The sequence below is a fragment of the Algoriphagus kandeliae genome (genome assembly GCF_004571135.1).
Lineage (GTDB): Bacteria > Bacteroidota > Bacteroidia > Cytophagales > Cyclobacteriaceae > Algoriphagus > Algoriphagus kandeliae.
Genome location: NZ_SPSB01000003.1, coordinates 121,425 through 143,073, shown reverse-complemented (window position 1 = coordinate 143,073; position 21,649 = coordinate 121,425). Strand labels below are relative to the sequence as shown.

Sequence of the window (21,649 nt, the reverse complement as noted above, 5' to 3'; positions counted from 1 at the left end):
AAAAATTTATTCTTTCTCTAATTCTGATGATTCCGTTTCTGTTTGGAGGTTTCATTCCTGATGAAACGATGATGCCGGCATTTCGGATGAAAAAAATTGTTTTGGATGCAGGCCATGGTGGAAAAGATCCCGGGAATTTGGGTTCTAAATCCCGTGAAAAAGACATCAATTTGGCGGTCACCTTACTTGTTGGGAAATATATTGAGCAATATATGCCGGATGTGGAAGTGATCTATACCCGAAAGGATGATACCTTCCCTTCTTTAAAGGATAGACCTAGAATTGCCAATAATAACAAGGCAGACCTTTTTGTTTCCATTCATTCCAATTCTGCAGCAAGCCGCTCTGCTTTTGGGACTGAGACTTTTATTATGGGAATGAAGCATTTCGAATCCAACTTCGATATTATCAAGCGAGAAAACTCAGTGATGCTTTTGGAAGATGGATACCAAGAAAAATATGAAGGCTTTGATCCTTCTTCTCCAGAATCCTACATCATGTTTAATCTAATGTCCCAAGCTTTTTTTGAAAACTCCCTTACTTTGGCTGATCAAATCGAAAAGCAATTTAAGGATAGGGTAGGAAGAAAGAGCAGGGGTGTAAAGCAAGGACCTTTTTATGTGCTTTGGACTCCGTCAATGCCATCTGTTTTGGTTGAGTTGGGATTCCTGTCCAATAGCTCGGAAGAGCAATTTCTCATGAGCAAACAGGGGCAGGAATACATGGCTTCTGCGATTTTCAGATCCATTCGGGATTATAAAAATGAAATTGAAGGAAATTAAGCTTTAAGCTGTATTTCAAGGAATTAGCCCTTTTTTGTTTTGAAAAAGGGCTTTTTCTTTTCCCAAAAACCAAACTTCCTTTTGTAGATTGGAGTTTTAAATGTCATAAACCCAAAATCAACTTCATGAATACTGCCGGAAAAACTCCCACTTTGAATTTTGATTCCTTATTGGATGAATTGAAAACTAAGTATGAGACTGTAAAAAAGGGTGGAGGTGAAAAAAGAATCGCAAAAGAGCATGAAAAAGGAAAACTGACAGCTCGAGAGCGAATTGATTATTTGATCGATCAAGAATCTGATTTTTTGGAAATCGGGGCTTTCGCTGCTGATGGAATGTATGAAGAAGAAGGCGGTTGTCCTTCTGCAGGAGTAGTGACAGGAATTGGCTATGTGAGCGGAAAAATGTGCGTTATAGTTGCTAATGATGCCACCGTGAAAGCTGGGGCTTGGTTTCCGATGACCGCCAAGAAAAATTTGCGAGCTCAAGAAGTGGCAATGGAAAACCGACTTCCAATCATTTATCTGGTGGATAGCGCGGGTGTATTTCTTCCTATGCAAAATGAGATTTTTCCGGATAAGGAACATTTTGGGCGTCAGTTTCGGAATAATGCCAAGATGTCTTCCATGGGGATAGTTCAAGTGGCTGCGATCATGGGAAGCTGTGTGGCTGGAGGAGCTTATTTGCCGATCATGTCTGACGAGGCGATGATCGTGGATAAGACAGGGACGATTTTTTTAGCTGGATCCTACTTGGTGAAAGCCGCAATTGGTGAGCAGGTAGATAATGAAACCTTGGGAGGAGCGACTACCCACTGTGAAATCTCCGGAGTAACTGACAATAAATACGATTCTGATCAGGAATGCCTGGACGCAATTCGAAGAATTTTTGACAAAATAGGTGCATCTGAAAATGCAGGTTTTGATAGAAAAGAGCCCAAAGCTCCTATAGTTTCTATTGGAGAGGTTTTGGAGAAATTTCCTATTGATCGTGTGAAACCTTATGATATGATCGATGTGCTGAAAGGTCTAGTAGATGGAGGGGAATTGGATGAATACAAAAAAGATTATGGAAAAACCTTGATTTGCGCGACAGCTCGAATTGATGGCTGGGCAGTAGGAATCATTGCCAATCAGCGGAAGGTGGTCAAGAATGCCAAAGGAGAGATGCAAATGGGTGGAGTGATTTACTCAGATTCTGCAGATAAGGCGGCTAGATTTATCATGAACTGCAATCAGCGAAAAATCCCATTGGTATTTATTCAGGATGTGAGCGGCTTTATGGTGGGTTCAAAAGCCGAACATGGTGGAATTATCAAAGACGGCGCAAAAATGGTGAATGCCATGGCTAATTCCGTGGTTCCTAAGTTTACTTTGATAATTGGGAATTCTTATGGTGCTGGGAATTATGCGATGTGCGGAAAAGCCTATGACCCACGCCTGATTTACTCTTGGCCTACAGCCCAAATGGCAGTGATGTCTGGAGCTTCAGCTGCCAAAACTTTGCTTCAAATAAAAGTTTCAGCTTTGAAAAAGGCTGGGAAAGAAATTTCTCCTGAAGATGAAAAAGCGCTTTTGGAAGAAATTACCAATAAATACAATGAGGAACTCAGTCCATATTATGCGGCTGCCAGGCTGTGGGTGGATGGAGTGATTGATCCTCGAGAAACGCGCAAGGTTATTTCCATGGGAATTGAAGCTGCCAATCATGCTCCAATCGAAAATCGATTCAATGTAGGAGTGATTCAAACTTGACAATTTTTTGTAATTTCATTGAGTAATGGATCATCTAAGTCCTTCTGAATTAAATGCGCTTATTTCTCTTCTTGACGACACGGATCAGGAAGTAAAAGGTCATGTTCGTGATAGACTGATGTCACTTGGAGCGGATATCATCCCTTTTTTGGAAGAAAAATGGGAGACGAATTTTAATCCTGAGATTCAAAGGGAACTAGAATTTTTGGTTCATGAGCTCCAGTTTTCCCAGTTAAAAGCCCGTCTTGAAGATTGGAAAAATTCGGAAGACCGAGATTTGCTAGCAGGACTATGGATTGTCAATACCTATCAGTATCCGGACTTGGAGTTTCAAAAGCTCAACGCAGACATGCATCAGATTTATTTCGAGGTATGGACTGCTTTTAGTAATGATTTGGGCCCCTACGATCAGATCAAAATCATCAATAATGTCCTATTCAATAAATTGAGATTTTCAGCCAATACCAAGAATTTCCATTCGCCCGGAAATTCTATGATATCAACGGTTTTGGATACGAAAAAGGGGAATCCAATTTCCCTTTGTGCAATCTATTTGTTGGTGGCTCAAAAGCTTGGATTGCCTGTTTATGGAGTGAATCTCCCCAATCTTTTTGTCCTGACTTATAAGTCTGAGGATGTGACTTTTTACATCAATGTCTTTAATAAAGGCTTGATATTCAGGAGACAGGACGTCTTCAATTATTTGGAGCATCTAAAGATTCCGCCGAAGGACGAGTATTTTGAGCCTACGGATTCATTTCACATTGTCTTGAGATCACTTCGGAACCTTGCCAATTCATTTGAAAAATTAGGAGAGGCTGAAAAGGTAGAAGAAATTAATAGCTTGATCCAAATTCTTCTGGATTAATTAAAATGCTCGAACGTTACAGCCTGTAGCCCGTACCTGTGAGGGACTCGGCATTTCGCCACGCAAAAGTTGATTTATCGCTCGTTCCAGGAATTTTTCACTAACCGCATCTTCAGCCTGTGGATTGTTGTCTATAGCGCCGTGATAGACTGACTGGATTTCGCCTTCAACTTTCGTCAACAAAAAGACCTCGGGGATTTTAGAAACCTCCAACTTTTTGGAAAGTACTTTCTCTGAATCAATTAAAAAGGACAGGTTGATACCGGAACTATCCACGTAATCTTTGAGAGATGCCTGATCTGCTGAAGTTGCATTTGGATTTACCAAAACAAATCGAATTCCTTTATTGGAATAAGAACTGCGCAGATTTTTGATTCTATCCTCATACATTTTTGCAAAAGGACATTTGAGGTCATAAAAAAGCAATACAAGCCCTTTTTGATCACTCAAAGAGGCAATGCTCAGAGGCTTGTTGGTGATCGCGTCCGTTAGACTTATTTCCTCTAAGCTTTGTGCAAATGAGTTTAGTCCTAAGGCTAAAAAAAGGATCAGGAATATTGCTTTGAGTTTCATAGGCTTCCAATTTACCAAATGGTATAGGTCAATACCACGTCTTGAATAATTTCAGCTTTTACTTCATAATGATGATTCGCAAAATCTGTTCCGTGAATTTTTCCTTTAATCGTTTTGGCATTTTTATCAAATGGCTCGAGCAGGATATTGTCCCGAAAAGAGACGCCTTTTTTTCCTTGGCATTTGAAAATGGATTCCTTGGCTGACCAGGCTAGTGTGTAGTGGATTGGATCTTTTTCCAAAAAATCCAACTCAGAGGAATCCAAAAAACGGAAGCCAATCCTTAGGATTTTTTCCCGGATCAAATCCATATCGATCCCAACTGGTAATTCCCGATGGAAAATTGCTCCCGCAAATCCTAAAGTGTGAGTGAGTGAGACATGACCTCCTCCATGCATTGCCTGAGATTTGCCATGTTCGTCTTTGAAAAACCCTGGGTAAGGGAGTTTTAACTCATCCATGGCCTGTTTGATGGCTAGCCTTGAAGATGCCCATTCCCGTTTTTTTTCAGGATGGGAAATGTTTGCATAGGATAGTCTTTCCCGAAAACTCAAAAAATCCAACTGAGTCAGTGGCTGGTCTTCAATAATCTTCAAAACCAGGGCCGATTGAGAATCAATTTTTTCTATTTTTGTTTGCATAGGCAAATGGGGAATTCCCAAACGAAAGCCAATATATGTCAAAAATCCAAGTTAATAAATTACATACCCTTACCGGCCATAATGATTGCATCTATGCTTTGGCAGAGGGGCCGGATCCACGATTTTTTTACACAGGTGCCGGAGATGGCATGGTGGTAGAGTGGGATTTGGATAAGCCCAAGGACGGTAAATTGATCGCAAAACTTCCGCATTCGGTCTATGCTTTGGCAGTAGATCGGCTTCGAAATTGGCTGATTATTGGTCATAATTTTGAAGGTATTCATGTGATTGATCTACAGGAAAACAAAGAAATTTGGTCTCTAAAACTCACCGATCAGGCTATTTTTCATATAACCGTAATTGGAGATGAAATCTTTGTGGGAACAGGCGATGGGGTTTTGACTGTAGTGGATATTCAAAGCCAATCGGTGCGGAAACACATCAAATTGAGTTCAAAAAGTATCCGTGTGATGGATGTAGCTTTGAAAAAGATGCATCTAGCGATCGGATTATCAGATCATACTGTGAAAATTTTGGATTTGTCTCAGGATTTTAAACCGATCGCAAATCTTACCGGGCATACTAATTCGGTTTTTGCTTTGAGTTATTCTCCTGATGAGGAATTGTTGATCAGTGGGGCTAGAGATGCCCATTTGAAATTTTGGAATACTGATTCCTACACACTCAGCGAAAATATCATCGCACATATGTATGCGATAAATTACCTTTCTTTCCGAGAGGATGGAGCATACTTTGTGACCTGCTCCATGGATAAATCAATCAAAGTCTGGGATACCCAGCAACAAAAATTATTAAAAGTCATCGATAAGGCACGAAATGCCGGACATGGAACCTCCATAAATAAAGTCATTTGGAGTAGCTACAGTCAGGATGTTATCTCCGTTTCGGATGACCGGACTATTTCTATCTGGAATTTAGAACTTTAAAAACATGAAAATTTCACCCACAGAGATTCGTAAAAAGTCATTCGAAACATCCTTTCGAGGATATGAAAAGAAGGAAGTGGAGCAGTTTCTGGATCAATTGAGTCAATCATTTGATCAGGTTTGTCAGGAAAATTTGGAGTTGAAAAGCAAGCTCCAGCAAGTGGAGAGTGAAGCTAAGCGACTCAAAGATGTGGAGGATAGTCTTTTTCGGACGCTCAAGACTGCTGAAGATACAGGTGCTAGCATTATTGAGGAAGCAAATGCTGCTGCAGATCAAATCATAGAGGAAGCCAATTACAATGCTAAGCATGCAAATGAGTATGCCGAAAAAATCATAAAAGAAGCTAAGCAGAAGGCAGAATCTGATGCGGCAATCATTATTGGTGCGGCGGAATCGAAAGCTAAGGAAGTGATTGTAGAGCTTCGCGAAAGCATGCAGGGGTTAGTACGAAGCTACGAAAGCTTGGTGGAGCAGCGAGAGAATTTGGTGAAAAGCTTACGTCGAATTTCTCAGGATATGCTGAATCAAATCGATCTTTCAGATGCCCATTTCTCCAGAATTGATGCGAAAGCTCATGCACGAGCTGTTGAGGAACTGAGCCGATCCCAAGCTTTTACATTTGGAAATTTAGCAAGCCTCGCCGAACAAGTAGGTCAGAGTCTTTCTCAAACAGAAATCGTTGTAGAAGAAGAGGAGCAAGATCCGATGGCTGAAATGGAGGTAATTGAAGAGGAATTGGAAATTGAAATCCATGATTCTACACCTGATGTGCAGGCTGAAGTTTCTGAAGTGGAGTCTGAGGAGCAAATAGAAGAGGAAGAAGTTGAGGAAGAGGAAACTAAGGTGAAAAATGAAGCTCCTTCTGTATCCGAAGAGGAAACTGAATCTCCAAAAAAAGAAGATCCAAATAAACAATCAGGTTCTTTCTTTGATCAATTTGACTGATGGGAAAAGTAGCACTGGAAGGAATCGAGTTTCATGCCTATCATGGAGTTTATCCCGAAGAAGCCATTTTAGGAAATCGCTTTACGCTGGATTTAGAATTGGATACTGATTTCAAAAAAGCAATGCTTCATGATGATCTGGGAGGAACAGTAGACTATTCAAAATTGTATCAGCTGATCAAAGCAAGGATGGGTGAGAAGGTTAAGTTGCTGGAGCATTTGGGGCATTTGATCGTTCAAGACATTTTAGAAGCCTATCCAGAAACCAAAAAAATCAAGCTCACATTGAAAAAGCATCATCCTTCACTGGGAGGTTTGGTGAATTTTTCTTCTGTTCAAATCCAATATCCCGAAGATTACAGCTAAAGGTCTTGTATTCCCGATCCGAAACATCCCGAATCAGAAAGAGCTTTTGGATAGCTTTTGGCCAGTATATGCGACCTGTTCCGAATGCACAGGGAGGCAGAGTCAATTGGCAAAATTACAAGACCGGCGTCAAGGATATTTATTTTCGCTTGCGAGCCGAAAGGGGCTATGCAACAGTAGGAATTGAGGTCACTCATAAGGATGAGGAATTGCAGCAGTTATTCTTTGAGCAACTGATGCAACTGCGAAAAATACTGGAACAGTGTACGGGAGAAGTTTGGGATTGGCAACTTCATCAAGCCAATGAATTTGGTCAGTTGATTTCTAAGGTGGAAAAAAGAATGGATGGGGTAGATGTGATGAATGAAAATGATTGGCCAGCTATCATTTCATTTTTGAAGCCCAGAATTATTGCTTTGGATGAATTTTGGGATTTGGTAAAGCCGGGTTTTGAGGATTTTTGACCCCAAATCTTTCTGGATATTTGCATTTATTTCCCTTGAAATTTTCTAAGGATCGAAATCAGAGAATTCAGGACTATGCTTTAATGCGCTTTTTTTGAAAAGTTGAGAATTTCGGTTTTGGTATCAGCTCCATCCGAAACATTGAGATGATATATCAATTGTTCCCCTTTTCGTTCAATAGTCATTCCATCGAACCAGACTTTTTCATCGCCTAGTTCAATCAGCTTAAAAACAGTCCATTCTTCCTTTTCTTCCCAGCCCTCCAAATCAGGACTAAAATGCTTTAGTTTCATGGTGACGCTTTCTCCATCTTGAACCAAATTCATGAATTCTGAGAAAACCAATTTGCCATTTTCCCAAAATCGAAAGGTGCCAATCATATGCCCATCTACTGCAGGCATCCATACTTCTTCACATTCTCCACCAAACCCAGTTCCCAACCAATACCCTACGAGCCAATCAAGATTTTCAAGGGCACCCTTTCCTGGATTTTCTCCTTCTGCGAGACTTCTAACCTGTGCGAAAGAAAAATGATTAATGCTAAGGCAAAGCAAAAAGCTGAAAAATATCTTCATGTTCTTGGGGTTTAAAGACCAGAAAATACAAAGAATTATTGATCATGTCGCTTAGGGATATCAGGATTGACAAAAGTAAAACCCCTTGCTTCATCACTTTCGAAAAAGTCAATTTGCATTCCCATCAAAAACATATAATGCTTTTTCTCAATTAAGACCGGAATTCCCCCGATATCAAATTGCTGATCTTCTTCCTTGGGTTTGTCAAAGCCTAACTTATAGGACATACCACCACAGCCTCCTCCTTTTACTCCAACTCGAAGGAAATAATCCGTAGGAATGTTTTTATTGGCCATGATATTTTTGATCTCAGCCTCAGCTTTTTCTGTGATTGTAATCGGAATTAGCATGTACTTCGAATGATTTTGGCAGGAAATTGGTTCGAATTTGAATCAAATTTACACAAGCAACCGTTTTCAAGGCGGGATAATTTGCAGATATTCGAAGATTCTACTGAAGAAATATGGATTACCTGGTTGATTTACTCAAAATTTTGCTTCCTGCAGGGGCAGTACTCTATGGGATGTACCTAGTGGTTGTTTCTTTTCTTTCAAAAGAAAGGGAAAAAATGCTCGTAGATTTAAAGACTCAAAATACCCAAACCATCCTTCCTATACGCTTACAGGCGGCAGAGCGCTTATGTTTGTTGTTGGAGCGAATTACTCCAAATAATCTGGTTCGTAGAGCCAATGTTTCTGGACTGAGTGCTGCAGAGCTTCATTCACAATTATTAGCTGAGGTTAGGGATGAGTTTAGCCATAACTATTCCCAGCAGGTTTATTTTTCGGATGAAACTTGGGAAGCTGTTAAGCGTGCAATAGAGGAAGTGACCACCATCGTGAATCTTGGAAGACAAAGCTTATCAGAGGGGCAGGATAGCGGAATGGATTTGGCAAAAGCAATTTTCTCAGTTTCAATGGAAAGGAAAAGTAATGCGATTGCCTTTGCCTTAAAGCAGGTGAAGTCCGAGATTAATATATATTTCTGATTAAATGTCGAAGCTAAAAGACAAAACCGGCCAATTAATCGAGCAAGCTCGGACGCTTTTTGGAAAGCAGGTGGAAGCCCTAGCCCAAAAGGAAGCAAAAGTCCGTGAATTGCTTTCTGGTGTCAAGAATAAATTGACCGGGTTAAAGGATAATCCCCGAGTCAAAAAATTGGTAGAGCCTGTTTCGGTATTTATTCGGATGATAAAAGCTCATTTTTCAGGAGCACATAAGTTATCTGGTTCCACTTTGGGCTTGATTCTTTTAGCTTTGGTTTACTTTTTATCTCCTGTCGATATCATTCCGGACTTTTTAGGCTTTTTCGGATTTGCAGATGACTTGTCTGTTATCATGGCCATTTTTGCGAAAGTAAAAGACGAGGTGACGGATTTTTTAGATTGGGAGCGAACTCAGATATAAACTAGTCTGTTTAGAGTCCAAATCCGAGAATTTATGTTGGACCAAATTACGAAACCAAAAACCATTACTTCCGATACGAATGCTAATGCCATGACCTACTCGCAATATCGCGAGCTGGTAGATGCGCTTTTTTCTGAAGGGAAAACTACCGGAGAAAATCAGTCAGAGGCTTATTTGGAATATACCCGAATGGCAATTCAGCGGATGAATCGCTGGGACAAGGTGGCGAAGGTTTCACCTGAAATGGAAGAGCGGGTCAAAAAGCTTCCTCCTCAGATTTGGCTGGTCTTGACAGAAGCATGGTGTGGTGATGCTGGTCAAACCATTCCTTTCATGAATAAATTAGCAGAATTGAATCCTGGGATTCAGCTACGATTGATTTTGCGAGATGAGAATCCGGAAATTATGGATGCCCATCTAACCAATGGAGCTAGATCCATTCCTAAATTGATTTCCTTAAGTCCTGGGCTAACCAAAGAGTATTTTTCTTGGGGGCCAAAGCCTAAGTATTTGATTGAAAAGCAAAGAGCCTTTAGAGAGGACCCCAAAGGCAAAACTTCAAAAGAATTTACCCAAGAGGTTCACCTTTGGTATGCAAAGGATAAAAACCAATCTTTGGAACAAGAATTAGGAGACTGTTTCTCTGAAGCATTTGATATATGAAAATTGCGATAATTTCAGGCACTTCGGGATTGATCGGCATGCAGTTGCTGGATCAATTGCTTAAAAGTGCTGCTTATGATTTTGTGATCAGTGTAGGGCGTAGGAAACTAGCCTTGAAGCATCCTAAGCTAGTTCAGTTGGAAGGTGATCTGGCAAAAATTCAGGATTGGAACTGGGCAGAATTAATCAATGCCGAGTCTTTGGGTGGTGATTATCGCGACTTGGTTTTGGCTTTGGGGTCCAAGTCAGCTCAAGTTTCAGGCTTTTGTTCTTTGGGAACAACAATCAAAAACGCTGGTTCAAAAGAACGGTTTTTTGAAATAGATCATGATCTGGTTATTGCCTTTGCATCTTGGGTGAAATCCCTAGGGGGACAATCTTTCCATTACGTCTCGGCAATGGGCGCAAATTCCGAATCAGGTATTTTTTATAATCAGGTAAAAGGGAAAACCGAAAAAGACCTGGAATCCATAGGTTTTGAAAGCTTAAAGATTTATCAGCCTTCTCTTTTGCTAGGCAATCGGCACGAGTTTCGTTTTGGGGAATTAGTAGCTTCTATTGTAATGAGGCCATTGGTTTGGTTGAAATTGTTCAAGAATTTCAGACCGATTTATGACTATCAGGTCGCCAAATCCATGGTGATGGTTGACTTGGATTCCGAGAGAAGCGGTTTGGAGCGAATAAGCTCTGGTGAAATGCAAGATCTCACAGCAAAGAAAAAGTCATGATAGCAGTCATTCAGCGAGTCTCTGAAGCTTCGGTAAAGATTGAAGGGAAAATCAAATCTTCTATTGGAACGGGTTTGATGATTCTTTTGGGAATTGAAGATGCCGATAATCAAGAAGACATTGAGTGGCTTTCCAAGAAAATTGTCAATCTCAGGATTTTCCCTGACGTAAATGAGGTGATGAATCGTAGCCTTCTTGACGTCAAAGGTGAGATTTTATTGATTTCCCAATTCACCTTGCATGCGAGCACAAAAAAAGGAAATAGGCCTTCCTATATCAAAGCTGCAAAGCCTCCTGTAGCTATTCCATTGTATGAAAAAATGATACAGGCCTTGGAGCAGGAACTAGGAAAGTCAATTGGTACCGGTGAATTTGGGGCGGATATGAAAGTTTCGCTTATCAATGATGGTCCGGTCACGATTGTGATAGACAGCAAAAACAAGGTTTGATTTTTCTTCTATTTTTGAGGAGAAATGAAATCCATCCTCCTCGATATTCAACAAGCTCAAGTTTTTTTTAAGGGAAAGCAAGCATTCCAAAATCTGAATTTTCAATGGGAAGAAGGACAAACTTGGGCAATTATCAGTGAGTCAGGATGGCTTCAAACTGCGTTTCTAGAAACCATTCGGGGAAATACGCTGATTCGTAAGGGGAAATTTCAAACTCATTTTGCTCAAGCCTATGTTGAAGAAAAATCTTCTCAAAAAGAAGTTCATAGCTTCCGGGATTTGATAGCCTATGTGTCTCAGAAGTATGAATTCAGGAATAAATTCAATCAACAAAACTTTTATTTCCAGCAACGATTCAATTCCTCAGAATCAGAGGAAACGGCTACAGTTGAGCAATACCTTAAAGAGGTAGAGCCAAAAATTCAAGGGGCTTGGACGCTTCAGAAAGTTTTGGATTTGCTTGATTTAGAAAAACTGCGGGATGAGTCTTTGCTTAAACTTTCTAATGGGGAAACCAGGAGATTAGCCTTAGCAAGTGGCTTAATGCGTCAGCCAAGTATTTTTCTCATGGACCATCCTACCACAGGACTTGATATTCAAAGCAGAGCGAATTTTGGGAAAGTGCTTCAAAGTATTCTTGATGCTGGAACCCAAGTCTTGCTGACCTGTAATGCTCAAGATGTGCCCGAGGGTGTAACTCATATTGCACAATTAGACTATTCAGGCGTCTCTCGAATTTGGAAAAAGGATGAATTTCATCAAGTAGAGCAACATAATTTGAAAAAGAACTGGGATTGGGGTTTACTTCAGGAGTTGGTAAAGGATGATAAAAATGAAAGTAGCGAATCAATAATTGAGTTGAAAAATGTCTCCATTTCGTATCAAGGGAAAAAGATTCTAGATCAAGTTAATTGGAGCATTGAAGTGGGTGATAAATGGCAATTGAAAGGAGCAAATGGTTCTGGAAAATCCACTTTGATTTCCTTGATAATAGGTGAAAACCCACAATCCTATTCTCAGGATATCTGGTTGTTTGGAAGGAAGAGAGGAACAGGGGAATCCATTTGGGATGTGAAACGACCAACCGGTTTTGTAGCACCTGAGTTGGCTAGATTTTTTCCAGCCAATCAAACCTGCCGAAAAGTGATATTGTCTGGGCTTTTTGATACCATGGGGCTGTTTAAAAAGGTCTCTCCCGAACAAGAAAGTCTTGCAGGCAAATGGATGAAATTATTTGAATTGGAAGAGTTTGCAGACATTCCAATTCAGCGCTTACCCCTCGAGCAGCAACGTTGGACACTTCTTGCTAGAGCACTTATAAAAAAGCCAAGGCTATTGATTTTGGATGAAGCTTCTCAAGGTTTAGATGAATCCCAGAGAAACCTGTATAAAGAAACGGTTCAGAAAGTCTGCGAATTTTCTGGAGTGACGTTGATTTTTGTAAGTCATTATCCGAAAGATGTTCCTGTTGCAGTTGATAGGGTTTTCCAACTTTAGCGTTGAATTTTTCCTGATATAGAAATGGAAATCATGACTTTACTTTCCGACGAAAACTGATTTTTTGACCTTACTGGTTTTACAGTTTTTTTTCTAATGTAAAATGGTATCTTGATTTTCAATCAGATATTTCAATTCTAAAAATTATGGGAAATCGAAGGGATTTCATCCAAAAAATGGGGTTTGGGTTATTAGCGCCTACTTTTCTAAGTAGTATTGATTCACAAGCTAATTCATTACCATTATCTGAACAATCTTGGGAGGAGATTCGGGAATTGTTTCCCCTTCAAAAGAGTAGAATTTACTTAAATAACGGGACCTTTGGACCTTCTCCAAAGTCGGTATTGGAAGCCATTCATCAATCTTTCCAAGAAACCAATGAAACGGGAGTTTATGGCAATCCCGATTCAGGAAGAGAGCGGATCGCTGATTTTTTTGGAGTAAAAAAATCCGAGATTTCGCTCACCCATAATACTACTGAAGGAATTAATATTATGGCTCAAGGACTACCACTTCAAGCAGGGGATGAGGTGATAGTTACATCACATGAGCATGCTGGGAGTGCGATTCCTTGGCTTAATCGAGCTCATTTAGATCAGATAGTTCTGAAAGTTTTTCAACCTTCTGATACCCAAGAAAAGAACCAAGAAATCATCAAAAGTTTGGTGACTCCCAAAACCAGGGCTATTGCCATTCCGCATATTACCTGTACTACTGGGACGGTATTTCCCATTCGTGAAATAGCGGATTTTGCAAGAGAACGAGGAATTTTCACAGCAATTGATGGGGCTCATGGTGCAGGGACGATACAACTCAATCTCCGAGAATTAGGATGTGATTTCTATGCTGGATGTTTTCATAAATGGATGTTAGGGCCAAATGGTAGCGGTTTTTTGTTTGTTCGGGAAGAAATGCTTGATCAATTACAAGCCTATCAAGTCGGTGCTAAATCTGAAAAAAGCTGGAAACTTTCGGAGGATGAAAGTGACTTCGGTGGCTATGTAGATACAGCTCATCGATACGATTACGGTACACAGAGTACTCCAATGCATGTTGGTGTAGTAGCTGCTGTGGAATTTCATAAAGAAATCGGCAGGGAAAGAATCGAAGCTCGAATTCGAGAATTGAATGACTATCTATACGAAGGCTTGAAGCAAATTGAAAGATTGGAGATTCTAACCCCTGAGGAGCGGGAATCAAGAATTTGTGTGGTTTCTTTTCGAGTTCCGGGAATGGATTATCGTGAAATAGCTACAGCTTTAAGCCAAAAGCAGATTCGAATTCGGGGAGTTCATGAGGCTAATCTCAACGCCATCCGGGTATCCACTCATATTTATAATTCCAAGGCTGAAATAGATTTCTTCCTAAACGAAATCAAGCGAATTACTTCTTAAGTTTTCGCTCTTGTTTTTCCTTAGCCTCAGCCTTTCTAAAGAGTGCGATTTGAGTGATTAATTCTTGTGGAATTTCCTGTTCATAGGGAATTTGAATAACTCCTTTTCCAGTTTCGTAACCCCCTAGTAGGTCTTTGAAATTACTTACTCCTGAACTCGTTGGGTAAAAGCCTAAATGGTTTTTCATTGCTGCATAATAAACCAAGACTTCAGAGGTTCTAAATGCCGGCATGTGATAGCTAATAACTTCTGTTGCCTCTGGCAAGGCTTTTTTTAGGATTTGTCGAATTTGCTGAAGCTTTGATTGAATCTCAGGAGAGAACCAGCTGAAATATTCTTCTATGGAACTAGGTTTGGGATGCATAAAAGGAGAGTTTAGAAAATCCTAGTGATAAGAATCGCTGTAATCTAAGCTATTGATTTTGAGAATATTTATTTATGGGAATTAATTTTTTTCTTTTCCTAAATTATGAGATATCAAAACTTCATTTGTTTTGACCTGGGGGTGCTCTTTGAAAAATCATTTTATTTGTTCCGGAATTTGAACTATTTGAAGCATGAGTGATATCAAATCAGAAATTACCATTTCCGAAGCTCAAGAACTTGTCGATCAGTGGATCAAAACGGTGGGAGTTCGCTATTTTAATGAGCTTACCAATATGACAATTTTGATGGAAGAGGTAGGGGAGATGGCTCGGATTATGGCTAGGACCTACGGGGAGCAGTCTTTCAAGGAATCCGATAAGGATAAAAATCTAGGCGATGAAATGGCAGATGTGCTTTGGGTTTTGATTTGCCTAGCGAATCAAACCGGGGTAGACCTTACGGAAGCTTTAAGACGGAATTTTGAAAAGAAGAATATTCGGGATAAAGACCGTCATCGAAATAATGAAAAGCTGAAATAAAAAAGAGACTGTTTTTTAAGTTTATTCTTAGTCAGACTGAGCGGAGTCGAAGTCTTGATGCAGAGAATAAGACGTTAAGTTTCGACTTCCTACCCGATGGTAATGACGGCCTTCTATGTGATAAATAAATCTATAATTAGACAGCCTCTTTTACAATTAGCTTTCCTTCAAAATCCGGTATATTTCATCTTTTAGGCGCATCCGTTTGATATGGAGTTGATTTGTTGTTTCATCGGATGCAGGTTCAGTTTCTGATTCGATTCGGTAGATTTCATGATCTACCTCATCATAATCATCAAAGAGATTTTTAAAGTATTCATCTTCTACCTTTAGTTGGTTGATTTTATCTTCAAATTCCGGGAATTCTTCCTGTAATGGATGTTTCTTGATCATGATATTCGAACTTTTGGTATACCTAATATTAGGTGATTTTCACCGGCTTTCTGATGACAAAAATCACCTAGGTTCCGAATACAGATCTTATTTTTTGAAACTTCATGATCCGGATTCTTTTATCCATCTAACACTTAAATCTGGATCATCCATATTGGGATCAAGTGGGAACATGGGACGGTTAATTCGCTGATATCCCAATCTCTGAAGGTCTTGGTCCACACCTCCTGGAGTCAAAGCCATAATCCAATCTCCACGAAGATCGTATAGCTCAGGAACCAAATAGCCAATTTTCACCACTAAAATATCAGTCTCTCTAGGATTAAGTTGCAGGTCTGTAAAATCCTTTTCATGATGGTATGGCTTCCGTTTTTCGGTAACAATTACTTTTACCGAACCTATTTGGACGACTATTTCAGTTTTTGCATCCGGATCACCCTCTTTGATTGCAAAAAGCTTTCCTTTCAGTAAAATTGGAGGAGCAAAACGGTCATCTACCATTGCTCCAACATATCCCGAAATTTCATCTCCAACTTGTGCCGATTTGGCCTTTTCGATTAATTCAGGACCTGGAATAGAAGCATAAATCAATTCAGGTCCATTTTCGGATTGGAATTCTGGACGTTTCAAAATTTCATTCAAAGTCCAAGTAACATCACCTGCACCTCCTGCGGTGGGATTATCTCCCATATCAGAAATTACAAATGGTTTTTTCGCACTATTAAGTGCCATTTCCAAGCTTTCATCCAAGTATGCCACAGGTGCTACAAATTCAAATTCATTTCGAACATCCCAAAAACTCTGAGCGAGGTATTCTGCACTTTCCTTCACTTCCTTTTCATTATCTCCAGTTACCATGACAACAGCATGATTTCTAGGTTCATCAGCCCAAGCATAGCCTATCCAAATGGCCGCATCAATCACTCCTTCTTTTTTGGTTTGAGGATCCACTTTTGCATATAGAGATTTTCCCGGGTCAATTCGAGTGCTTGTTTTTTCTCCTGGTAATAAAATTGGAACAGGAATCCAGGCTTTAAAGGTAGGTTTTCCTTTCCCGCTTTCTAATCGATCGAGAAGGTTTTCAACTGCTCGCTGTTTTGATTCCAAGGCGTCTTCATGGGGAGCCATTCGGTAGCAAGTTATCAAATCAGTGTTTTCTGCTAATCGCTGGGAAACATTGCCATGAAGGTCCATGGATGTGGAAATTATGGTTTCCGGACCCACGACCTCTCGTACTTTGATGATAAAATCTCCCTCAGGATCATCTAAGCCTTCCACACTCATTGCTCCATGAATATCAAAGAAAAGTCCATCATAAGGCAGATTCTCTTTCAACATATCCAAGGTCAAATTCACCAAAGAATCATAAGCTTCGCGGGTAACCATACCGCCTGGAATCGCATGTCCCCTTAAGGTTGGGAACCATTCGGCCCGGCTTCGATTTGAAGAACTATCGCCTAAAAAAGGGTAGTAATTGAAAATATCATCCCCGATTCGGGCTTTGAAGGATTCTGCCGTAGATCTGGCTGGTGAAAATGTGCTGGATTCAATCGCTAATCCTGCTATGGCAATTCGTGGAAGTTTTTCTTCCGGCTGACAGGAGAAGAATAGACTAATCAGTAAAAGGCCGAAAAGGTTTTTCATCATTTGCTGGTTTAAATGGCATCCTGAAAATACCAGCAATTCTGGAAAGTTCTGAAAGAAAGAGGATGATTGGGGAAATCTTTGTTTGGAAAATGGACACTTATTCCAAAGGTAAAACCTCCATTATTCCTCAAAAAACAAATTCATTGAATTGACGGAATAATTAAGTCCGAGTTTGAATCACTGGCAATTTGATTCGCCTTTTTGACTGCCTTATTCAAATTGGAATAATCAAAAGAAAAGATACGTTGATAGGAATTTGAATGTAAAATTACCTTAAAAGAATTTACTTTTCCGGAAAGCGTGGGGCTAATTCCATTGGGTACATTTTGACTTTTATAGCTGTAGGGAAGTACTTCAATTTTGGATATTTGAGGCAATAGGTTCCATTCTCCAAATCGAAAGCCCAAAATGGAAAAGTAGTTTTTATACCTATTTTTTGAAAAATCGAGCAGGGTCCCTCTGTAGGATGAAAGAATGATGAGTCCAATGATAAGGGTTGCTACCCCAACTGTAATGACTTTTTCCAAGGAACTTCCACTTTCCAAAAAAGACGGGCTGATCAAAACAAAAATTCCCACCAATACTAAAATTAAACCTAATAAATGAGGGCCTGAAAAAAGATTTCTGTTTTGGTAGTTGAAGGTTTTCATTTTCAGAGAATTGTAAAGAGGATGCAACTTTAATTTCTGAAAGTAACCTTTCCTAGCGCAAAAAGAAAGTTTTCAGAATTTCAAAAAGAAATTGGCCTTACCCTATCGTTAACCACCTTCCCCACCAAGTCATACAAATCCAAAGTCAGGCAAAAATCAATGTCCTTTTCGATTCCTTGGTTTTGAAGGCGCTTGGCGTGAGATGCTTTACTGAGGTATTGTTTGAGTTGATGTCCCTCTTTTTCGAAAAGAGTTTTCATGGATAAGGCTCCATCATCATCACTTGAATGAGTGCTTTCTAGAGCTTTAGCCAAAGCTCCCGCATAGAGGGAGTCCTCTAAGTTGAAACGGCCCTTCCAGCCTGCGCAGTGAATCAAGACGTCCTTTTGTTGTGCTTGGATATAGCGAATAGTCGCAGAAAAATTGGGAAATGCTCCGATTAGAATTTCATCAGCAGACTGGGATTTGGAGATCGCTAAGGTTCCATTGGTGGTGGTCATTGCCAATTTTTTTCCTCCATAATATTCCTCTAAAAAGGCAACCGGAGAATTTCCCAAATCAAAACCTTCAACAGTTTTCCCATTTCGCTCTCCTGCAATCAGATAGCCTTTTTCCCTCATGGAACGACAGCTTTCCAAATCGGCGAAGGTTTGAATTTCTTCGATACCATTTGCCAAAGCAGCGATCATTGTAGAGGTAGCCCTAAAAATATCAACCACCACCACGATTTTACCTTCCAAATCGTGCAAATGAATCAGTTCAGGGCTAAAGCAAATTTCTAATTGATTCATCCTTTATAAAGAGGAAGTTTTTCTACCTGAGCTTTGAGGTTTTTATTTCTGACTTGAATAAAAATTTCTGTTCCCGGCTTACTGAATTCAGTCTTGACATATCCCAAACCGATCCCAACTTCCATAGAGGGTGACATGGTACCGCTGGTAACTTCACCTATTAGATTTCCCTCTGCGTCTAAAATGGGATAATGCCCTCTTGGGATACCTCTTTCCTGCATCACGAATCCAACCAATTTTCGGGTTACGCCTGCTTCTTTTTGAGCTTTTAATGCCTCAGAGTTGATGAAATCCTTTGTGAATTTGGTAATCCATCCCAATCCTGCTTCGATTGGGGAAGTGGTATCATCAATGTCATTTCCATACAGACAATAGCCCATTTCCAATCGCAAGGTATCTCTTGCTCCCAATCCGATTGGCTTGATATCAAAGTCCTTTCCAGCTTCAAAAATGGCATTCCAAACCTTTTCGGCATCTTCATTTTTTACATAAATCTCAAATCCTCCAGCACCTGTATAACCTGTTCCTGAAATAATTACATCTTGGACACCTGCAAATTCACCTATTGTAAAGTGATAAAATTTCACTTCGGAAAGATTTACCGGTGTCAGAGATTGAACGGCTTCGATAGCTTTTGGTCCTTGGACGGCAAAAAGGGAGATTTCATCCGAAATATTCTTGAGCTTGGCACCCATGGTGTTGTGCTGATTGATCCAATTCCAATCTTTTTGAATATTGGAAGCATTCACAACCAGCATGTATTTTTCATCTGCAAACTTGTATACAATCAAGTCATCGACGATACCTCCAGTTTGATTAGGAAAGCAGGAATACTGTGCCTGACCGTCCACTAATTTGGAAGCGTCATTGGAAGTCACTTTCTGGATCAATTCCAAAGCATGTGGTCCTTCAACCATAAATTCCCCCATGTGTGATACATCAAATACCCCAACTCCCTGACGGACACATTGATGCTCCTCTTTATCGGAACTGTATCGGACAGGCATATTAAAACCTGCGAAAGGAACCATTTTGCCTCCTAGGGCCTCGTGTAAATCGTTGAGTTGGATTTTTTTGACTGCTTCTTCCATGATTGACTTGATTTGTCGCCAAAGGTAAGGATTGAAGGGGATTTTGAAGAAAGGATTTTGTACAAAAAATAGATGTAAAAATGGAAATAGATTTAGAGTAAAGTTTTTTCCATAAAAAAAGCAACCCTAAGGTTGCTTTCAAATAGTGTTAAATTTTATCAGACTGAAAAACTCTCTCCACAACCGCAGGTGCGACTTGCATTCGGGTTGATGAATTGAAAACCTTTTCCATTGAGTCCATCACTAAATTCTAGCGTGGTTCCAGCCAAATAGAGCAAACTTTTTCGATCTACGATGATTTTGATTCCTTTATCCTCAAAAACATGGTCTGTTTCGGTAGTTTGAGCATCAAAATTCAGGTCGTACATCAATCCTGAACAACCGCCACCTTTGACCGATACGCGGATGTTTTCATTTTCAGTTCGTCCTTCTTCTTTTCTTAATTCCAAAATCCGCTCTTTCGCTTTATCAGATACGATGATCATATATTCTTAACTTTACGTCTTCCAATTTTATTTAGCAGGGTAAACGCACCCTCGCTCTAAATAATTCAATTACAAATATAAGAATTATCAAGATGAGAAAAATTGAGCATATCGGGATTGCTGTGGCGGATTTGGAAAAATCCAATGAGTTGTTTGCCAAATTGTTAGGAAAAGAAGCGTATAAATCCGAAAGAGTGGAGGGTGAAGGAGTGGAAACATCTTTCTTTCAAGTAGGTGAAACCAAAGTGGAATTACTTCAAGCTACTCGACCGGATAGTCCCATTTCAAAATATTTAGAAAAGCGAAACGAGGGAATCCATCATATTGCATTTGATGTAGCCGATATTCATTCGGAGGTACAGCGCTTGAAGGATGCTGGTTTCGAAATATTGAATGAGACACCCAAAGAAGGGGCCGATAATAAATTAGTGGTATTTTTGCATCCCCGAAGCACGAATGGGGTGTTGGTGGAACTTTGCCAAGAGAAGAATTTGTAAGTAGTAAATCGTAAATAGTAAAAAGTCCGACCTTAAAGATGCCGAGTCAAAAATATGCAGTCTTGGTACTTGGGACTTAGAACTTGGTACAATAAGATATGTCAGAAAAACGAACAGAAATAAGTGAATTTGGTGAGTTTGGACTCATCGATCATTTGAATGAGAAGGTTCAAATCAAAAATTCATCTACGCTAAAAGGTATTGGGGATGATGCGGCAGTAATTGATGCTGGCGATCATGTGAAAGTGGTCACTACCGATTTATTGTTGGAAGGGGTTCACTTTGATTTAGCCTATGCTCCTTTGCCACACGTGGGCTTTAAGGCAGTTGCGGTCAATATATCTGATATCGCTGCAATGAATGCCATTCCCAAACAAATTACCGTGAGCATTGCACTTTCCAATCGTTTTTCTGTGGAGGCAGTAGATGCCATTTATTCTGGGATTAATGCTGCCTGTGAGCATTATGGAGTAGATTTGGTTGGTGGTGATACTACGGCTTCAAGAGGAGGTTTGATTATTTCCATTACAGCTATCGGAGAAGCTAAAAAAGAGCAAGTGACTTACCGAAGTGGTGCCAAGGTCAACGATATTTTATGTGTTACAGGAGACTTGGGAGGAGCTTTAGTAGGACTTCAGGTTTTGGAGAGGGAAAAGCAGGTGTTTTTAGCCAATCCTGACATGAAACCGGATTTGGAGAAATATGCGATTGTAAGTGGGCGTCAGTTGAAACCGGATGCTCGAATGGATATTATTCATGAATTCCGTGAACTTGGAGTGGTGCCTACTTCTATGATGGATATTTCCGATGGTTTGGCTTCTGAAATTTTCCATATCAGCAAAGCTTCCGGTGTGGGTGCTACCATTTATGAGGACAAGCTTCCTATTGATAAGCAGACTTATGATACGGCAGTAGAACTTGGAATTGATCCCATCACCTGTGTTTTGAATGGGGGAGAGGATTATGAGTTGTTATTTACAATTGACCAGAAGGATTTTCCAAAATTGGAAAAACATCCCGACGTCCATTTTATTGGTCATATCACGAAGGCTGAGGAAGGTAAATTTCTAGTAACTAAAAGCGGTACAGCAGTTCAGGTCAAAGCCCAAGGCTGGCAACATTTTTAAAGTGAAAAATC

28 protein-coding genes are annotated in these 21,649 nt (G+C 40.0%); 17 read left to right on the top strand and 11 right to left on the bottom strand.

Translation table 11 applies throughout. The annotated features are described in order from the left end of the window. The first annotated feature begins 26 nt into the window (after positions 1-26). From E4S40_RS09255 to E4S40_RS09245, 3 genes are all read left to right on the top strand, one after another. A complete protein-coding gene (locus E4S40_RS09255; RefSeq protein ID WP_237563160.1) occupies positions 27-782 on the top strand; it encodes an N-acetylmuramoyl-L-alanine amidase family protein in 756 nt (251 codons plus the stop codon). A 125-nt stretch (positions 783-907) separates the two neighbouring features. Continuing rightward, on the top strand, positions 908-2,536 hold the full coding sequence (locus E4S40_RS09250) for an acyl-CoA carboxylase subunit beta (RefSeq protein ID WP_135073336.1): 1,629 nt from the start codon (positions 908-910) through the stop codon (positions 2,534-2,536). A 25-nt stretch (positions 2,537-2,561) separates the two neighbouring features. Continuing rightward, positions 2,562-3,404, top strand: coding sequence for a transglutaminase-like domain-containing protein (locus E4S40_RS09245; protein ID WP_135073334.1), 843 nt, complete (start codon positions 2,562-2,564; stop codon positions 3,402-3,404). Here E4S40_RS09245 and E4S40_RS09240 read toward each other — a convergent pair whose 3' ends face one another. Next, the gene (locus E4S40_RS09240; protein WP_135073332.1) at positions 3,405-3,977 is read right to left on the bottom strand and encodes a redoxin domain-containing protein; all 573 of its coding nucleotides are present in this window, start codon (positions 3,975-3,977) and stop codon (positions 3,405-3,407) included. It lies immediately after the preceding gene. A gap of 11 nt (positions 3,978-3,988) precedes the next feature. After that, complete coding sequence (locus E4S40_RS09235) at positions 3,989-4,618, bottom strand: 4'-phosphopantetheinyl transferase family protein (protein WP_135073330.1); 630 nt, start codon at positions 4,616-4,618, stop codon at positions 3,989-3,991. A 35-nt stretch (positions 4,619-4,653) separates the two neighbouring features. Here E4S40_RS09235 and E4S40_RS09230 point away from each other — a divergent pair, with 35 nt between their 5' ends. From E4S40_RS09230 to E4S40_RS09215, 4 genes are read left to right on the top strand one after another with little or no spacing between them, the layout of a single operon-like run. Continuing rightward, positions 4,654-5,565 (top strand): WD40 repeat domain-containing protein, encoded by a 912-nt coding sequence (locus E4S40_RS09230; RefSeq protein WP_135073328.1) that lies wholly within the window; start codon positions 4,654-4,656, stop codon positions 5,563-5,565. A 4-nt stretch (positions 5,566-5,569) separates the two neighbouring features. After that, complete coding sequence (locus E4S40_RS09225) at positions 5,570-6,511, top strand: DivIVA domain-containing protein (RefSeq protein ID WP_135073326.1); 942 nt, start codon at positions 5,570-5,572, stop codon at positions 6,509-6,511. Then, positions 6,511-6,876, top strand: a complete 366-nt coding sequence (folB, locus tag E4S40_RS09220) for a dihydroneopterin aldolase (protein ID WP_135073324.1) — start codon at positions 6,511-6,513, stop codon at positions 6,874-6,876. The genes E4S40_RS09225 and folB overlap by 1 nt, the downstream gene beginning before the upstream one ends. Before the next feature lie 5 nt (positions 6,877-6,881). Next, entirely contained in the window at positions 6,882-7,340 is a 459-nt protein-coding gene (locus tag E4S40_RS09215) for a DUF4268 domain-containing protein (protein WP_135073322.1), read from the top strand. Between the two features lie 80 nt (positions 7,341-7,420). Here E4S40_RS09215 and E4S40_RS09210 read toward each other — a convergent pair whose 3' ends face one another. Together E4S40_RS09210 and E4S40_RS09205 are read right to left on the bottom strand one after the other, a co-directional pair. Then, positions 7,421-7,915, bottom strand: coding sequence for a DUF6265 family protein (locus tag E4S40_RS09210; RefSeq protein ID WP_135073320.1), 495 nt, complete (start codon positions 7,913-7,915; stop codon positions 7,421-7,423). Between the two features lie 35 nt (positions 7,916-7,950). Further along, positions 7,951-8,265, bottom strand: a complete 315-nt coding sequence (locus E4S40_RS09205; protein WP_135073318.1) for a HesB/IscA family protein — start codon at positions 8,263-8,265, stop codon at positions 7,951-7,953. Between the two features lie 113 nt (positions 8,266-8,378). Between E4S40_RS09205 and E4S40_RS09200 the strand changes: the two genes are divergently transcribed. The 7 genes from E4S40_RS09200 to E4S40_RS09170 all read left to right on the top strand — a co-directional run bounded on the left by E4S40_RS09200 (position 8,379) and on the right by E4S40_RS09170 (position 14,052). Continuing rightward, on the top strand, positions 8,379-8,903 hold the full coding sequence (locus E4S40_RS09200; protein ID WP_135073316.1) for a DUF7935 family protein: 525 nt from the start codon (positions 8,379-8,381) through the stop codon (positions 8,901-8,903). Positions 8,904-8,907: 4 nt separating this feature from the next. Continuing rightward, positions 8,908-9,321 carry a YkvA family protein gene (locus E4S40_RS09195; RefSeq protein WP_135073314.1) on the top strand — a complete coding sequence of 138 codons (414 nt, stop codon included), beginning with the start codon at positions 8,908-8,910 and terminating at the stop codon, positions 9,319-9,321. A gap of 33 nt (positions 9,322-9,354) precedes the next feature. Then, positions 9,355-9,984, top strand: coding sequence for a thioredoxin family protein (locus E4S40_RS09190; RefSeq protein ID WP_135073312.1), 630 nt, complete (start codon positions 9,355-9,357; stop codon positions 9,982-9,984). Beyond that, positions 9,981-10,712 (top strand): Rossmann-fold NAD(P)-binding domain-containing protein, encoded by a 732-nt coding sequence (locus E4S40_RS09185; protein WP_135073310.1) that lies wholly within the window; start codon positions 9,981-9,983, stop codon positions 10,710-10,712. The genes E4S40_RS09190 and E4S40_RS09185 overlap by 4 nt, the downstream gene beginning before the upstream one ends. Beyond that, entirely contained in the window at positions 10,709-11,161 is a 453-nt protein-coding gene (dtd, locus tag E4S40_RS09180) for a D-aminoacyl-tRNA deacylase (protein ID WP_135073308.1), read from the top strand. The genes E4S40_RS09185 and dtd overlap by 4 nt, the downstream gene beginning before the upstream one ends. Before the next feature lie 24 nt (positions 11,162-11,185). Beyond that, complete coding sequence (locus tag E4S40_RS09175) at positions 11,186-12,658, top strand: ATP-binding cassette domain-containing protein (protein ID WP_135073306.1); 1,473 nt, start codon at positions 11,186-11,188, stop codon at positions 12,656-12,658. A 146-nt stretch (positions 12,659-12,804) separates the two neighbouring features. Further along, positions 12,805-14,052, top strand: a complete 1,248-nt coding sequence (locus E4S40_RS09170; RefSeq protein WP_135073304.1) for an aminotransferase class V-fold PLP-dependent enzyme — start codon at positions 12,805-12,807, stop codon at positions 14,050-14,052. Here E4S40_RS09170 and E4S40_RS09165 read toward each other — a convergent pair. Continuing rightward, complete coding sequence (locus E4S40_RS09165; protein ID WP_135073302.1) at positions 14,042-14,416, bottom strand: iron chaperone; 375 nt, start codon at positions 14,414-14,416, stop codon at positions 14,042-14,044. The two genes, E4S40_RS09170 and E4S40_RS09165, sit on opposite strands and share 11 nt — an antisense overlap. A gap of 193 nt (positions 14,417-14,609) precedes the next feature. Here E4S40_RS09165 and E4S40_RS09160 point away from each other — a divergent pair, with 193 nt between their 5' ends. Beyond that, complete coding sequence (locus E4S40_RS09160) at positions 14,610-14,957, top strand: nucleotide pyrophosphohydrolase (protein WP_202615356.1); 348 nt, start codon at positions 14,610-14,612, stop codon at positions 14,955-14,957. Between the two features lie 156 nt (positions 14,958-15,113). On the opposite strand, the gene E4S40_RS09155 is transcribed toward E4S40_RS09160, so the two are convergent. From E4S40_RS09155 to E4S40_RS09130, 6 genes are all read right to left on the bottom strand, one after another. Beyond that, positions 15,114-15,350 carry a YdcH family protein gene (locus tag E4S40_RS09155; RefSeq protein ID WP_202615355.1) on the bottom strand — a complete coding sequence of 79 codons (237 nt, stop codon included), beginning with the start codon at positions 15,348-15,350 and terminating at the stop codon, positions 15,114-15,116. A gap of 102 nt (positions 15,351-15,452) precedes the next feature. Next, entirely contained in the window at positions 15,453-16,994 is a 1,542-nt protein-coding gene (locus tag E4S40_RS09150) for a M81 family metallopeptidase (protein ID WP_394345413.1), read from the bottom strand. Positions 16,995-17,137: 143 nt separating this feature from the next. Beyond that, a complete protein-coding gene (locus E4S40_RS09145) occupies positions 17,138-17,647 on the bottom strand; it encodes a hypothetical protein (protein WP_135073296.1) in 510 nt (169 codons plus the stop codon). An 80-nt stretch (positions 17,648-17,727) separates the two neighbouring features. After that, on the bottom strand, positions 17,728-18,438 hold the full coding sequence (locus E4S40_RS09140) for a 2-phosphosulfolactate phosphatase (RefSeq protein ID WP_135073294.1): 711 nt from the start codon (positions 18,436-18,438) through the stop codon (positions 17,728-17,730). Continuing rightward, positions 18,435-19,529 (bottom strand): glycine cleavage system aminomethyltransferase GcvT, encoded by a 1,095-nt coding sequence (gene gcvT, locus E4S40_RS09135; RefSeq protein WP_135073292.1) that lies wholly within the window; start codon positions 19,527-19,529, stop codon positions 18,435-18,437. Before gcvT ends, E4S40_RS09140 begins: the two co-directional genes overlap by 4 nt. A 158-nt stretch (positions 19,530-19,687) precedes the next feature. After that, entirely contained in the window at positions 19,688-20,014 is a 327-nt protein-coding gene (locus E4S40_RS09130) for a HesB/IscA family protein (RefSeq protein WP_135073290.1), read from the bottom strand. A gap of 92 nt (positions 20,015-20,106) precedes the next feature. On the opposite strand from E4S40_RS09130, the gene mce reads away from it, so the two are divergent. Continuing rightward, entirely contained in the window at positions 20,107-20,511 is a 405-nt protein-coding gene (mce, locus tag E4S40_RS09125) for a methylmalonyl-CoA epimerase (protein ID WP_135073289.1), read from the top strand. A gap of 98 nt (positions 20,512-20,609) precedes the next feature. Beyond that, the gene (thiL, locus tag E4S40_RS09120; protein ID WP_135073287.1) at positions 20,610-21,638 is read left to right on the top strand and encodes a thiamine-phosphate kinase; all 1,029 of its coding nucleotides are present in this window, start codon (positions 20,610-20,612) and stop codon (positions 21,636-21,638) included. Positions 21,639-21,649 lie beyond the last annotated feature (11 nt).